Source organism: Enterobacter cloacae complex sp. HYC042_NIDB (assembly GCF_056673315.1).
In genome coordinates this window covers 3,800,468-3,813,050 of record NZ_CP109650.1, presented here as the reverse complement: position 1 = coordinate 3,813,050, position 12,583 = coordinate 3,800,468, and the positions used below count along the sequence as shown (strand labels likewise).

General features: G+C 47.6%; 14 protein-coding genes and 1 pseudogene. 5 read left to right on the top strand and 10 right to left on the bottom strand.

The genetic code is table 11. From position 1 onward, the window contains the following. Nucleotides 1–165: 165 nt before the first annotated feature. Nucleotides 166–522: a hypothetical protein gene (locus OKF39_RS18235; protein WP_028014145.1), complete on the bottom strand. Its 357-nt coding sequence runs from the start codon at nucleotides 520–522 to the stop codon at nucleotides 166–168. A gap of 416 nt (nucleotides 523–938) precedes the next feature. Beyond that, the gene (locus OKF39_RS18230) at nucleotides 939–1,841 is read right to left on the bottom strand and encodes a LysR family transcriptional regulator (RefSeq protein WP_047367533.1); all 903 of its coding nucleotides are present in this window, start codon (nucleotides 1,839–1,841) and stop codon (nucleotides 939–941) included. A 98-nt stretch (nucleotides 1,842–1,939) separates the two neighbouring features. Here OKF39_RS18230 and OKF39_RS18225 point away from each other — a divergent pair, with 98 nt between their 5' ends. After that, nucleotides 1,940–2,662, top strand: coding sequence for an SDR family oxidoreductase (locus OKF39_RS18225; RefSeq protein WP_047367534.1), 723 nt, complete (start codon nucleotides 1,940–1,942; stop codon nucleotides 2,660–2,662). Nucleotides 2,663–2,715: 53 nt separating this feature from the next. On the opposite strand, the gene OKF39_RS18220 is transcribed toward OKF39_RS18225, so the two are convergent. The 3 genes from OKF39_RS18220 to OKF39_RS18210 all read right to left on the bottom strand — a co-directional run bounded on the left by OKF39_RS18220 (nucleotide 2,716) and on the right by OKF39_RS18210 (nucleotide 5,069). Then, entirely contained in the window at nucleotides 2,716–3,462 is a 747-nt protein-coding gene (locus OKF39_RS18220) for an SDR family oxidoreductase (RefSeq protein WP_047367535.1), read from the bottom strand. A gap of 101 nt (nucleotides 3,463–3,563) precedes the next feature. Then, nucleotides 3,564–4,445, bottom strand: a complete 882-nt coding sequence (locus tag OKF39_RS18215) for a helix-turn-helix domain-containing protein (RefSeq protein ID WP_047367536.1) — start codon at nucleotides 4,443–4,445, stop codon at nucleotides 3,564–3,566. Nucleotides 4,446–4,463: 18 nt separating this feature from the next. After that, nucleotides 4,464–5,069: an NADPH-dependent F420 reductase gene (locus OKF39_RS18210; protein ID WP_049136903.1), complete on the bottom strand. Its 606-nt coding sequence runs from the start codon at nucleotides 5,067–5,069 to the stop codon at nucleotides 4,464–4,466. A gap of 119 nt (nucleotides 5,070–5,188) precedes the next feature. Here OKF39_RS18210 and OKF39_RS18205 point away from each other — a divergent pair, with 119 nt between their 5' ends. From OKF39_RS18205 to OKF39_RS18195, 3 genes are all read left to right on the top strand, one after another. Further along, nucleotides 5,189–6,094 (top strand): LysR family transcriptional regulator, encoded by a 906-nt coding sequence (locus OKF39_RS18205; RefSeq protein WP_317845830.1) that lies wholly within the window; start codon nucleotides 5,189–5,191, stop codon nucleotides 6,092–6,094. 111 nt (nucleotides 6,095–6,205) lie between these two features. Beyond that, nucleotides 6,206–6,982, top strand: coding sequence for an isocitrate lyase/PEP mutase family protein (locus OKF39_RS18200; RefSeq protein WP_150144934.1), 777 nt, complete (start codon nucleotides 6,206–6,208; stop codon nucleotides 6,980–6,982). Continuing rightward, nucleotides 6,966–8,012, top strand: a complete 1,047-nt coding sequence (locus tag OKF39_RS18195; protein WP_045631577.1) for a bifunctional transcriptional activator/DNA repair enzyme AdaA — start codon at nucleotides 6,966–6,968, stop codon at nucleotides 8,010–8,012. The genes OKF39_RS18200 and OKF39_RS18195 overlap by 17 nt, the downstream gene beginning before the upstream one ends. A 482-nt stretch (nucleotides 8,013–8,494) precedes the next feature. Here OKF39_RS18195 and OKF39_RS18190 read toward each other — a convergent pair whose 3' ends face one another. Beyond that, the gene (locus OKF39_RS18190) at nucleotides 8,495–8,659 is read right to left on the bottom strand and encodes a contact-dependent growth inhibition system immunity protein (RefSeq protein ID WP_190320722.1); all 165 of its coding nucleotides are present in this window, start codon (nucleotides 8,657–8,659) and stop codon (nucleotides 8,495–8,497) included. On the opposite strand from OKF39_RS18190, the pseudogene OKF39_RS18185 reads away from it, so the two are divergent. After that, a pseudogene (locus OKF39_RS18185) lies at nucleotides 8,653–8,855 on the top strand (phage polarity suppression protein); the annotation flags it as partial. The gene OKF39_RS18190 and the pseudogene OKF39_RS18185 sit on opposite strands and share 7 nt — an antisense overlap. A gap of 377 nt (nucleotides 8,856–9,232) precedes the next feature. On the opposite strand, the gene OKF39_RS18180 reads toward OKF39_RS18185, so the two are convergent. The 4 genes from OKF39_RS18180 to OKF39_RS18165 are packed head-to-tail and all read right to left on the bottom strand — an operon-like array spanning nucleotide 9,233 to nucleotide 12,572. Next, nucleotides 9,233–11,158 (bottom strand): SMC family protein, encoded by a 1,926-nt coding sequence (locus OKF39_RS18180; protein ID WP_150144930.1) that lies wholly within the window; start codon nucleotides 11,156–11,158, stop codon nucleotides 9,233–9,235. Further along, the gene (locus tag OKF39_RS18175) at nucleotides 11,151–11,642 is read right to left on the bottom strand and encodes an ABC-three component system middle component 5 (RefSeq protein WP_150144928.1); all 492 of its coding nucleotides are present in this window, start codon (nucleotides 11,640–11,642) and stop codon (nucleotides 11,151–11,153) included. The genes OKF39_RS18180 and OKF39_RS18175 overlap by 8 nt, the downstream gene beginning before the upstream one ends. Next, entirely contained in the window at nucleotides 11,642–12,223 is a 582-nt protein-coding gene (locus tag OKF39_RS18170; protein ID WP_223824775.1) for an ABC-three component system protein, read from the bottom strand. The genes OKF39_RS18175 and OKF39_RS18170 overlap by 1 nt, the downstream gene beginning before the upstream one ends. Then, nucleotides 12,210–12,572 carry a hypothetical protein gene (locus OKF39_RS18165; RefSeq protein WP_126502266.1) on the bottom strand — a complete coding sequence of 121 codons (363 nt, stop codon included), beginning with the start codon at nucleotides 12,570–12,572 and terminating at the stop codon, nucleotides 12,210–12,212. Before OKF39_RS18165 ends, OKF39_RS18170 begins: the two co-directional genes overlap by 14 nt. Nucleotides 12,573–12,583 lie beyond the last annotated feature (11 nt).

The window sequence follows — 12,583 nt, the reverse complement described above, 5'->3', positions numbered from 1 at the left end:
GAGGGCGAAAAAAAATGACCGCAGGGATGGGCATCCGGACATTTGCATCAATCCTATCTGTCGTCATAAGGCGGCGAACAAAAAGGGGCAGATATACACGACGTATCGCTTTTATTCGAAGCAATAAAAAAGGCCGCTAACGCGGCCCTGAGGTGTGTATGTCGGTTATTCAGTGACTTTCTTTTCCAGCTCGCTGGCACCTTCTTTGGTTTTGTTCCAGCCTTTCTCTGCGCCTTCTTTAGTGGCATCCCACCCCTTCTCGGTGCCTTCTTTGGTTTTATGCCAGGCTTTCTGGGAATCTTCGCTGACTTTGCTGCCAAAGCTTTCGCTTTTACCTTCCGCAGCATGCTGCTGTTTCAGCTTCAGCTCTTCGCCTTTGTTCTGCTCTTCGTGCAGTTTTTGCTTCGCTTCGTTGGCGTTTGCGTTCGCCGCAGCGACGGTATCGTCAGTTGCATGTGTGGTCGCAGCAAATACTGGGGAAGCCAGCAGAACGGCAGATAATGCGATAATTGTTTTTTTCATAATATCCTCATTTAACGTTATCGGTTATGAGCGTGATTCAGCATGGCACAGACGAAGCGGGGTAGCTTTAGGAAAAAACTGTAATGAGATCAAAGTACCCAGGCAAGCGCCCCCTTGCTTGAGGGTCACCCGAAGGATAAAAAACCTATTTCTATGAGGGCTGCAAGGGTCAGCAGAATAAAGAAAATAACGACCATGGGTCTGTACATTTTAAGGCTCCATCCTTGTGTGATGTCTTGTCCAGCGTACGAGATACATCGTTAAGCCATCCCCGGCACGACATATCCCCTGAGTGAATTGTGTCCGTTTTTACTTTTCCATGGGAGGAGGGCGGTGTCGTTGATGTTTATCAAAGGGCAGCGGCAGGGTAAGGAAAATCTGCATGAAAGTTACTGGCCTTGTTAGCGTTGAACGCTTTACGTTGCCGCTGGCTCTCGCCACTGGCGGACGTGCTCGATCAGGGCTCTTAGCTTGGGCGCCATATTGTGACGCTGGGGGAAATAGAGATAAAAGCCTGGAAAAGACGGAAGAAACGTATCCAGCAGGGCAACAAGCTGCCCCGTTTCAATATACGGAGTGAATGTATCCTCCGTGGCTAAGGTTATGCCGCCGCCGGCCAGTGCCAGGCTGAGCATAAGGCGCAGATCGTTTGTGGTGATCTGCGGTTCAATCGCCACATCGAAAGGAACGCCCGCCTCCTCAAATTCCCAGCGATAGGGGGCAACGTCCGGGGCTGGGCGCCAGCCGATACACCGGTGAGCCACCAGCTCGCGGGGGTGCTCAGGTACGCCGTGAGTCGCCAGATAGGACGGTGAAGCCACCACCCTCTCACGCTGCTGACCCGTAAGGGGAACGGCGATCATGTCTTTTTCAATAACTTCACCCAGCCTTACCCCGGCGTCATAGCCCGCCGCCACGATATCGAACTCCTCGTCCGACACGAAGATATCAAGCGATACCGCAGGATGCGCAGCCGCAAACGAAGCGAGCAGCGGGCCAGAGAGAAACGCTTCCGCGATTGAGGTGACCGCGATTCTGAGCTGGCCGCGCGGTGTGCTGTCCGACGCGACGTCTTCAAATGCCGCTTCAATATTGGCGATGGGGGCCTGCAACGATTTACGCAGCCGTTCCCCTGCTTCAGTGAGGCTTACCGAGCGCGTGGTGCGCATCACCAGCAGGGTTTGAAAACCATCTTCAAGACGCCTAATCCCCTGACTGACAGCGGAGCGGGTTATGCCCAGCCGCGCGGCGGCAGCGCTAAAGCTACGCTCCTCGGCGACCGCCAGAAAAACGGGTAACAGATTGAGATCGATTTTCATTGTTTAATATTGCTAACCAGTGAGTCCAGTAAATGCAGGATACAAGAAACAATGGTGAGTATCTATTATCACGTTGAACTCAACGTAAGGAGCAAAACATGAACAAAGTTATCTTAATTACCGGTGCATCAAGCGGTATCGGAGAAGGTATTGCCAGAGAGTTAGGCAAGGCAGGAGCGAACGTTTTCCTGGGCGCTCGCAGGCTGGATCGCATCAACGCCCTGGCTGCTGAAATCCGCAGTGCAGGGGGGGAAGCAGAGGCCGCAGTCTTAGACGTTACCAGCCGCCAGTCGATGGCTGACTTCGTACAGGCAGCGCGTGAAAAGTGGGGCCGCATTGACGTGCTGATTAACAACGCGGGCATCATGCCTCTTTCTCCGCTTTCGGCAGGCAAGCAGGATGAGTGGGAGCGCACCATTGACGTGAATATCAAAGGCGTGCTGTGGGGGATAGGCGCCGTTCTGCCGATTATGGAAGCCCAGGGGTCGGGACAAATCATTAATATCGGCTCGATTGGTGCCTTGTCCGTGGTGCCCACGGCTGCTGTCTACTGTGCCACCAAATTCGCCGTACGGGCGATTTCGGATGGTTTACGTCAGGAAAGTTCGAACATCCGCGTGACCTGCGTTAACCCTGGGGTAGTGGAAAGCGAACTGGCCTCGACCATTACGCACCCGGAAACCATGGCGGCGATGGACGCGTACCGTGCTATTGCCCTCAAACCTGCTGATATCGCCCGCGCTGTGCGCCATATCATCGAGGCGCCTGAGAGTGTCGATACAACAGAAATTACGATCAGACCGACGGCATCTGCGAACTAACGTTGCGGATGAAAATTAGCGGGTCAGGCCGTTGCCTGACCCGCTTTACTTTCTTACCACGGCTGCTCGGTCGGCATAATAAACAGCTCTGCCACGTCCACATGTTCCGGTGCCTGCAGCACGTAAACAATCGAGTCGGCGATATCATCGGCTTTCAGGAACGTCATCTTCTCCTTCAGCTGTTCCATCTGCGCACGATAATTTTCGTCACTGATATGCTCGAATAATTCACTTTCTACGGCACCCGGCTGGAGTGAGGTGACGCGAATGTTGAACTGCGGCGCCACTTCCATACGCAAAATATCCGAGAAGGCGGCAACGGCGTGCTTCGTTGCACAGTACACCCCAAGTCCGGGGAACGTTTTGCGCCCAGCGATCGACGAGGTATTGATGATGTGACCAGACCGCTGCGACTGCATAATCGGTAGTACGGCCGCTACGGTGTTAAAGAGGCCTTTTACGTTCACGTCTACCATTTGGTGCCATTCATCGACTTTGAGGCTGGCAATATCAGAGATCGGCATCAGCCCGGCGTTATTGAAGGCGATATCAATGTGGCCATAGCGTTTATGCAGTGTCGCGACCCCTTCATTAACCGAGGCCGGGTCAGTGACGTCCATAACCAGCGCAATGGCTTCGCCGCCAGCAGCCTCAATGTCAGAGACCAGCGCCTGCAGGCGATCCAGGCGGCGGGCGGCGAGACCGACCCTGACGCCCTGTTTCGCTAATTTTTTTGCCGTGGCGGCACCAATCCCGCTTGAAGCACCGGTGATGAGAGCGACTTTATCTTTAAGTTCCATAACTGATCCTCGTGAGAGTTAATTTCAACGCTTCAGAAAGAACGTCTGAAGTACGGGTCAATAATGGATGTTTCAGGCGGTGGCTTCGCGCGGGCTTTTGCTTAAACTGTCGGACTTTTGCTGCGAACGATATCGCTGCGATAGTGCGAGGGCGTCACGCCGTTATGCCTGAGGAAGACGGCAGCAAAATGGCTGGGGCTGGTGTATCCCACGTTCAGGGCAATATTGATAATGGAATCATTGGTTTCCGACAGCATGCGGCGCGCTTCCTCCATGCGTAGCCGGATAAAATAGTGGGAGGGCGAAAGCCCGGTCGACTGTTTGAAGGCGCGGCTAAAATGGTATTCGCTGAGATCGGTCAGCTTAGCCAGCCGTGCCAGGTCAAACGGCTGGGCCAACCCTTCCCGCATTGCCGTAAAGACCCGGTGCAGTTTAAATGCCTGCAGACCTCCCCGGTGTCGTTTCGTATGCGTGCCGTAGGTGCGAACCAGGTGTACCGTCAGCGCTTGGGCAATCCCCTGGATAAAGGGGCCGCTTGGGGGAGTTTGCAGATACAGCTCCTGGCGTATCTGCTCCAGCAGCGCGGATAGCGTTTCGTCGCGCGCGCCGGAGACTTCCCGCAGTTCACACTCCTGCATCATGGCCACGCCGATATACACATGCATGACGACGAACGGTATATCTGGCTCGGCTTGCCACCGCATTTCAGTGGGAGAGGCCGCCGTCGTGAGAAAGAAATCGCCTGCGGTAACGCGGTTTGCTAACCACGCCTCGCCTGGGGAACGCTCCTCAACAACGGCTTGACCAGAAAGGATCCAGACGATAAAGGGCTCCGGAACCGCCGGAATAATGACGTTTTCCTGGACTTGTCTGCGGGCCAGAATTTGAACGAATACATCCCGGGAAGATTGCGCCCGATGCTCCCGGAGCAGCTTGCCGGGAAGGTATTCTTCAAACGTCTCTGCGGAAGTTCGCTGAGTCATCGTTAGCGTTGCCTTTTGCTATGCCAGTTGCACCAGATTTACCCCCGGAAGAGGCCCTCCAGGGAATTGTTGTAGCGTCCCGCCGATCTCAAGACTGCCTAAATCAATGCTTGCGAAGCCCAGTTGCCCGGCTAACGCTTTCACTTCCGCCTTCGCCTCTGCATCGTCTCCGGAGATAAAGACGACACGATGGCCACCCGCTTGCGCCGGATCCTGAGCCAGCACCCCTGCAAGAAGGGTATTGAAAGCTTTGACGACGCGTGCCCCTGGCGCCCACTGGGTCACAAGCTGGCTTGAGTTTTTTCCACCCAGTTCTGCCAGTTTATAGCCGGGCAAAAGTACCGGGTTCGTGGCGTCAATCAGGATGCGTCCATTCCAGGTAATTCCGCTTAACGCGGCTTCGGTTTTGTCCCAGTTAGTGCTGACAAAAACGATGTCAGCTTCAGCGGCCTGTTGTGCGGTGCCTGCGCGAGCCCCGCGGCCCAGTCCTTCAACCACATCAGACAGGCTTTCCGGCCCGCGGCTGTTGCTCAGAATAACGTTCATGCCCGCATTTACCAGCTGTTTCGCAAAGGCTTGCCCAATTGCACCAGCGCCGATAATACCTACAGTTGTTGTTTTCATGCTTAATTTCCTTCAGGAAGAGTAGTGAACATGCGTAGAGAGTAGTAATCTCCGTCCTATCTGAGTAGCCTATATAATTAGATGTATTCCATCTGCCGGAGCGATACATGCTGGACGGTATGTCTGTTGATCAACTGCGCACATTTATTGCCGCCGTTGATGAGGGAAGTTTTTCGGCCGCCGGGCGTAAACTGCGGCGCGCGCAGTCGGTTGTTAGCGCGACGCTGGCCAATCTTGAGGCGCAGGTCGGATTCCCATTATTCGATCGCTCCGGGCGATATCCGAAACTGACGGAGGCGGGCGTCGCGATGCTGGAAGCGGCACGCCTTGCCGCTGCCGGGATGGACGCCTTCAAGGCTAAGGCGCGCACCTTAGCCGAAGGGCTGGAGCCTGAACTGGCGGTCTCCGTCGATGTGATGTTTCCTGTTGCGCAGCTCACCGCTGCGGTGCAGGCATTTCATCAGGTATTTCCCGACACGCCGCTGCGTTTGTATGTGGAAGCATTAGGGGCGGTTCTCCAGCCTCTGCTGGACGGCCACTGTCGGGTGGCGATTATCGGCTCGCTGCCGCATATTCCGGCTGGATGCACCTCTGAATTCCTTCTCAACGTGCCAGCCGTGGCCGTTGTCTCTCCTGAACATCTGCTGGCTAACCTGCCAGGGCCGATCCTTCGCTCGCTTTTAGCGGAACACGTCCAGCTGGTGCTGGCCGATCGTTCGTCGCTTACCGTAGGCCGGAGCTTTGGCGTGATGTCGTCAAAAACCTGGCATTTGGCCGATATGGGCGCGAAGCACGCTTTCCTGCGTGCCGGGCTTGGATGGGGTTATATGCCGCTGCCAGTGGTTGAGGAGGATCTTGCGACGGGTAAATTGGTCACGTTGAATTTGCAGATGCAGCCTGACGTCGGACCGGGTTTTGCCATGCAGGCCGTGCATTTAGAAGAGCATCCTCCGGGCCCGGCTGGCCGCTGGTTCATTAATAAGCTCAAAATGCAGGTTAGCGCAGCTGGTTTACAACAGATCTGACTGGTCTGCGAATCCAGACTACGCTTGCTAAAAAATGGTCGTCTGAATTTCGGTTGTGACGTTCATACTGAATGCTTAGATTCATTTTCAATCTATTGAGAGGAAATGAATATGAATTTTGCAGAACTCCACAACCAGGATCAGCCCCTGCTTATCGCTAACGTTTGGGACGCCGCCAGTGCTGTCGCAGCGCAAGAAGCAGGCTATCAGGCACTGGGAACCTCCAGTGCAGCAATAGCGTCCATGCTGGGATATGAAGACGGGCAGGGAATGCCGTTTGATGCGTTATTTTATGTGGTCACCCGTATCCGGGCTGTCAGCAGCCTGCCATTGAGCGTTGACATGGAAGCAGGATATGGTGATTCAGCCGAAGAGATAGTCGCTAATCTCAGGCACCTTGCTCAGACAGGCGTAGCAGGCGTTAACCTTGAAGACAGCAGAGTCATTAATGGTAAGCGTCAGCTTGACGATATCTCTGATTTTTCCCGTAATCTCAGAACAGTATGCAATGCGCTGAGAAGCGAAAACTGTAGCCTGTTTCTGAACATTCGGACTGACACTTACCTGCTCGGGCATGAAGACGCTTTGCAGGAGACGATATTACGGGGTCAGAGCTATAAAGCTGCAGGTGCTGATGGCCTTTTTGTTCCCTGTCTTACGTCAGAGAAAGACATCAGCCTCATTGCAGAGGCAACGGGTCTGCCTCTGAACGTCATGTGTATGCCCGATCTTCCGTCGTTCGACAGGCTGAAGCTGGCCGGGGTAAACCGCATTTCAATGGGCAATTTTGTTCATTCAGCCATGCAGTCAACGCTGAGTGATGTAATGCATGCGATTCGAACTCGTCAGTCATTTGCAGGACTTTTTAGCGATGAAAATAACCGATAAGAATTTGTGTGATATCTGGTATCAGGCATTGCTCGAACGAGATTCAGAATATACCGGCGTATTTTTTGTTGGCGTCAAAACTACTGGCGTATTCTGCATTTCGGTATGCCGGGCGCGAAAGCCCAGGCGCGAAAATGTTGAATTTTATAAAGATGCCAAATCTGCCCTGGCGGACGGCTTTCGTCCCTGTAAGGTCTGCAGACCCGCTGAAAATGCGCACAGCGCGCCATTATTTGTTGAACAGGCGCTTGCGCTTGTCAGGCGCGATATTAAATCCCGTGTGGCTGACGCGCAGCTTCGCCAGCACGGAATCAGTCCGGAGCGGGTAAGACGCTGGTTCCTGCAACATCACGGCATCACTTTTCAGGCTTTCCAGCGAATGCAGCGGGTGAACGTTGCCCTGCAGGAGCTAAAAAGCGGACGAGCGGCTACTGACGTTGCGCTGGACAATGGCTATGAATCCCTGAGCGGGTTTGGTTACATCTACAAGCGGCTTACTGGCGCAGCGCCGACTCAGGCAACCGAGGTGATTGTCATTCATCGGTTTACCACTACGCTTGGGCCTATGTTTGTCTGCGCGACAGAGCGGGGAGTGTGTCTGCTGGAGTTTACCGATCGCCGGATGTTAGAAACGGAATTCCGCGATATCCAGCGTTTATTTAACGCCAGAATTGTCACCGGAGAAAACAGCCATACCCGGCAGACAGTAAAAGAAATCAGCGAGTATTTTGCCGGAACTCGCCGACAGTTTGAGCTCTCTGTGGATGCCCCGGGCAGTGATTTTCAACAATCCGTCTGGCATGAGTTGCGTGCAGTTCCCTATGGACAGACTTCGCACTATCAGGCCATTTCGCTAGGGATGAATAAGCCCAATGCTGTGCGCGCCGTCGCTGCAGCTAATGGTGCAAACCGGATTGCGATTGTGATCCCTTGTCACAGGATAATTGGCAAAGATGGAAAGATGACGGGTTACGGCGGTGGTATTTCGCGCAAAGAATGGCTCATTGAGCATGAGCGAAACAATGTTTGATGGCGTAATGTTCCATTGTTGCCGGAATATTTTAAGAACTTCGCGGGATAAAATGCAGACACAAAAAAGCCCGCAGGGCTTGCGCCGTGCGGGCTCTTAGGACTTCATCGGATGACTCTGGTAATCACCGAGCTGGCGGAGTCTGAATAAATTAATTAAATACCTGTTTTTATTGGAAATTCATTAATTCAACTTTCATCGGTATACCTAAGCGTATACCAATGGCGATTTGTTGCAGTGTCGCCTGAGTTTAAGCAAACCTGTTTTTCGAATGGATCACATCAAGAAAAAAGTTTTTTTGCATATAACTGTTCACACTGTTCACCTTTTATTTTTTACAAGTAATTTCATGTAGTTAGATGGTGAATATACGGTGAAGAGTGAACAGTGGACTGTTCACTCTAAAGTTATTTTTAGGGAGTAAAAGACCGGCTGTTGCCATCTGAGGTCGGTTAAGCCGCTGCGGGTTTGTCTACATGTAGCTACTTCGAAGAATGGGCAAGTCTGCGCACAGTCATCAGGAAATAGAATGGGGTTGAATCCCACAACTCAGGTGAAAAATCAAATCCATACCGGCTTTTGAACTCCTCATCCAGCCTGTCTCCGTAAAGCGCAAGGAAAGAATCGACCTCTTCGGCTAAACTCACTCGACTGTCTGCGTGAGGCGCTGCTGGTCTGGCTGGCCGCCGGTAAAAAATTAATTATTCGGTGCAGGATAATGACATTTTAACGGCCATCGGATTCAGGCCTGATGCGGCTTCGCGAGATGATAGTCGTGAAAAATTCACGCCAGCACAGAACCTGAATTACACCCGCAGCCGTGCAGAACTGGCCGTGCGGTAGTCCGCTTAAGAATCCCCGAAAATCCCTCCATTTTTACGTATAAAAGCCATGCATGCATAAGGTGCATGGTTTTGCATGCGTTTTACAGACACTGGATCCCCCGCCAGCACCAGCACTGGCGCGCCCTGAGGCCGGTCATGCACCTGCATTAAAAGCGCCCCCTTAAGCTGGCAGGCGGGGTGGGGAGAGCATTGCGCGCTGAGTGGATATACACATATTTATTATACTGAGGTGTTTAAAACCAATTTATCGAAATATCCTCATATGAATATAAAATGTGTTGTGACAATAAAAAGTTGCTAATTATTATTAATAAATTAGCAACTTAGATTTGTGAAGATAACTACATTAAATGACTATGTCTTTAAATGGCGTTGTCAAATTTTCAAAATGTAGTCATTTTTGTCATAATAACGACCAACCCCGTAAGTGTTGTTATTTAAAGATGAGTCGATTTTAGATGTGGTCATAATAAGTTGAAAGCCTTTTGAATTACTAAGGCTTGTAGTGATTAATTTTTGGAGGTTATGGCTTCGAGCTTCATTTATATCCCCGCATTCAAAGTCCATGATGGAGAAACGAGGATATCGGCAAGCTGAATCAACGATTGAAAAAATAAGGAATGCTAAATGCAGAGCTGCTTTTTTGACAACGTTTGAACTATCTGAATAATTTACCCGTTCATTCAAAAGCCAGCGATCTTTTGCGAAGTCAATCTCTGAGGAGAGTTGAGTTGCTGTTTTAAATAGCTCTTCATTCCCCGAATCTCCTTCCAGAATAAAAGTGGAAAACTCAGATAGTTTTGAGTAAACATATTCTTTTCTATGCTGACTTTTGGCCTCGAGAGCGGCTATTCGTGAACGACAACTTTCCATTTGCTTTGCGATGTCTTCACGTTTTAATTTTAAGTCGTCAACTTTAGCTATTGAATCAATTTTATCTTGCAGGGAGTTGATTTCAATTAGTTTTGCAGTTCTTTCTTCTATGATTGAAGTTATAGCCAACTCACGATGATTTGAAACCAAGTTGATTTCAAATAATCTATTTTGCAAGCTTTCAAGTTCTTTTCGGAGTTCTTGAATATAGTTCTCTATATATTCTGCTGAACTATATAGTTTTTCTACGATCTTATCATTCTGACGCTGTTGATATTGCAGTTCGTTCAGTGACTCAATGTATTTCTCCTCTAATGAGGAATTGTTGACTGTTGATTTGCAAAGTGCGCAACCACTATCATTATCAGTGTTATCGTGTTCTGATATTGGTGTTAAGCAACAAGGGCAGTATTCAAAAGAAATTCGACCTAAACCTTTATATGTTTCTTGTGATTCATTTAAAGATTTTAAACGATATACTAAATTTTGCCCAAAAAGCAAACAGTCCTGAATCTCGGTCTTGTTTGAGCTTAACTCATTGTTATTAAATGATATTTTGTTTGTTAGTGATTGTATTTTTAAAAGGATGTCATTGCGTTCGATAGCTAAGTTATATTCGTTGTTGCTATCAATATTATCTGTTGAACGTAATAATATTTCTTTCTTTGAGTCTATTTCGGATAGCTCAATGTATTTTTCATTCAATAATTCGTTAATTATTTCAACGGTTAGACTGGCATCATTTCCCAAAAGCTCGAAATATGCTCTTAATTCTGTTCCAGTATTTTCATAATCTCTCTCATACTTCAATAGATTTTGACGAACTGAGTGAGTTTCCAAATCATCAAGACCGAAAAGAAACTCAGCGATGGCTGTTCTAGTGTTTTCATTATCAGAGCGAGTAGATTCTTTGCGAAATATTCTGTTGGAATCTGATGATTGACTTAAATAAATGAGTCGCATTATTTGATGCATAGTTAAATTTTGATAGCTGTCAGATTTATATTGTCCCCAATCGAAAAGTTCAAACATCATTTCTGAGAAGCTCAATCGCTCATTGCTTCTCCTTGAACCATAGTCTAGCCAGCCATCCGCATCTTTCATCGCCTTTTCATACTCTCCCTCATAGATTTTAATATGAGGAACTGCACCACTAGGATCCACCGGTCTGGTTAAGGTAATAATTCGGTCATTGATTGTAATTTCTGCATTGACATTCGAGCATTCATCAGCTGGATATTTCCAGTCGTCTTTTTTTAATTCGCCACCTAAAACATAAAAAATCATATCTAAAATTGTTGATTTTCCTACAGAGTGTTCTCCTCTGATTATGTTTATTCCATCGTGAAATTTTTCGTCATATAACTGTTTGCCAGCTTTAGTTATGACTAATCTATTTAATTTGAGATATGATGGTTTTTTAATCATAACGATATTCCATTAAATTAGTTTTTGCCTTGAGGCCTTTTTTGCCTTTGATTGCCAGTTTTGGTATTTCGTTAGCAATAGTAGTAAATTCAAAGCTAGCTCTAAAGGTGTCAGCTTCAAGCGTATTAATCAGGGATGCTGGTATTCTTTCAATATTCAGGAAGATATATTCATCTATCAAAGATAGAATTCCCTTCGAAAATAAATGTGCCAAGGTGTTTTTACGTATTATATTTAATTCAAAGAAAATTCTACGAGGATTTTCAATTGTTTCATAAGAGTGCGCTATATTAGAAATTTGGCGTGCAAGTTTTGAATTTGAGCGCGGCCATCCATCAATATTCTGCATTTGACAAGGGAAAAGGTAATAAAAATCCATAAAATTAAGGTGCTCATCCCTAATCTTACTATTATTTTTATATAGCAAACTTATAATACGATATGAGCAATGGTTTGCATCTTTAAATGGATGATAAATAATCATTAACCAACCCACCGTAAGTGACATTTACCCGTTAAGAAGAAAATCATACCTCTAATTAATTCGCTAGAAATGGCGGTACTAACTTCCGATACTTCTTCATAAAGAGGTTCAACTATTCTGTCATAAATGACTCTGTCAATTATAGCAGTGTTTACTGTGTTTTTAAACAGTGGTTTGACGTATTGTGAAAAAGATGAGTTTATTTTACTTAAACAATGACAGTAAATTATTTCTTCTGATATGGAAAACTGATGCTTGCTAACTCGCCTTGCAAACTTATTTTCTAAATAAGCCGCATCTTCTAACAAATCAAGACGATTGCCTTCTTTTAGTTTTTCTTCTAATCCTATGATTTTACGACCGGGACGGGGCTGAAGATACTCTTGCAACTCTTCGAGCATGTATCTATATTCTTGATCTGTCTCGCAAAGTTTTTTAGAACGTTCTAATAAATTTGCTAGTGCATTGCTCCGATTTTTAACCTCATTGAAACTTATGTGTGTCCCAACGTTAAGATCTCTTCCTGGACTATTATTAGTTATTTCATTATCAGAAATGACTAGGCCTTCACTTTTTTCCATTTTTGAAGCCCTGTCCAATATTAATGTCACCATCGCTTTCATTATTACTGACGATGTTTTTAGTTATTTCCCCATTGGAAAGTATGTTAATGTTTTTTGCTTTATTTCCGGTTATTTTGTTTCCTTTTATACCCGGCTGAGAATTTGTTTTTTTGTTATGGGATGTCCAGTAGATTATTAAAAGTAAAGAATTTACTAATAATATAAATAGCACTGAAACGATAATTGGATGGTTCGAGATAAAATTAACATTTTCAAAAATAGGCATTGATAAATATAATGCAAAAACACAGAAAATCGTTGCTCCTGCATTGTATTTCAAGCTACTCTTAAAGAAACCAAGTTCCATTTATTACTCCG

What these genes read in the sequence shown, in the direction of transcription:
- OKF39_RS18175 (WP_150144928.1), bottom strand. Translation starts at nt 11,642, where the DNA reads ATGATTATTTATCATCCATTTAAAGATGCAAACCATTGCTCATATCGT.
- OKF39_RS18165 (WP_126502266.1), bottom strand. Translation starts at nt 12,572, where the DNA reads ATGGAACTTGGTTTCTTTAAGAGTAGCTTGAAATACAATGCAGGAGCA.
- OKF39_RS18215 (WP_047367536.1), bottom strand. Translation starts at nt 4,445, where the DNA reads ATGACTCAGCGAACTTCCGCAGAGACGTTTGAAGAATACCTTCCCGGC.
- OKF39_RS18235 (WP_028014145.1), bottom strand. Translation starts at nt 522, where the DNA reads ATGAAAAAAACAATTATCGCATTATCTGCCGTTCTGCTGGCTTCCCCA.
- OKF39_RS18225 (WP_047367534.1), top strand. Translation starts at nt 1,940, where the DNA reads ATGAACAAAGTTATCTTAATTACCGGTGCATCAAGCGGTATCGGAGAA.
- OKF39_RS18195 (WP_045631577.1), top strand. Translation starts at nt 6,966, where the DNA reads ATGAAAATAACCGATAAGAATTTGTGTGATATCTGGTATCAGGCATTG.
- OKF39_RS18170 (WP_223824775.1), bottom strand. Translation starts at nt 12,223, where the DNA reads ATGGAAAAAAGTGAAGGCCTAGTCATTTCTGATAATGAAATAACTAAT.
- OKF39_RS18180 (WP_150144930.1), bottom strand. Translation starts at nt 11,158, where the DNA reads ATGATTAAAAAACCATCATATCTCAAATTAAATAGATTAGTCATAACT.
- OKF39_RS18205 (WP_317845830.1), top strand. Translation starts at nt 5,189, where the DNA reads ATGTCTGTTGATCAACTGCGCACATTTATTGCCGCCGTTGATGAGGGA.
- OKF39_RS18200 (WP_150144934.1), top strand. Translation starts at nt 6,206, where the DNA reads ATGAATTTTGCAGAACTCCACAACCAGGATCAGCCCCTGCTTATCGCT.
- OKF39_RS18220 (WP_047367535.1), bottom strand. Translation starts at nt 3,462, where the DNA reads ATGGAACTTAAAGATAAAGTCGCTCTCATCACCGGTGCTTCAAGCGGG.
- OKF39_RS18230 (WP_047367533.1), bottom strand. Translation starts at nt 1,841, where the DNA reads ATGAAAATCGATCTCAATCTGTTACCCGTTTTTCTGGCGGTCGCCGAG.
- OKF39_RS18210 (WP_049136903.1), bottom strand. Translation starts at nt 5,069, where the DNA reads ATGAAAACAACAACTGTAGGTATTATCGGCGCTGGTGCAATTGGGCAA.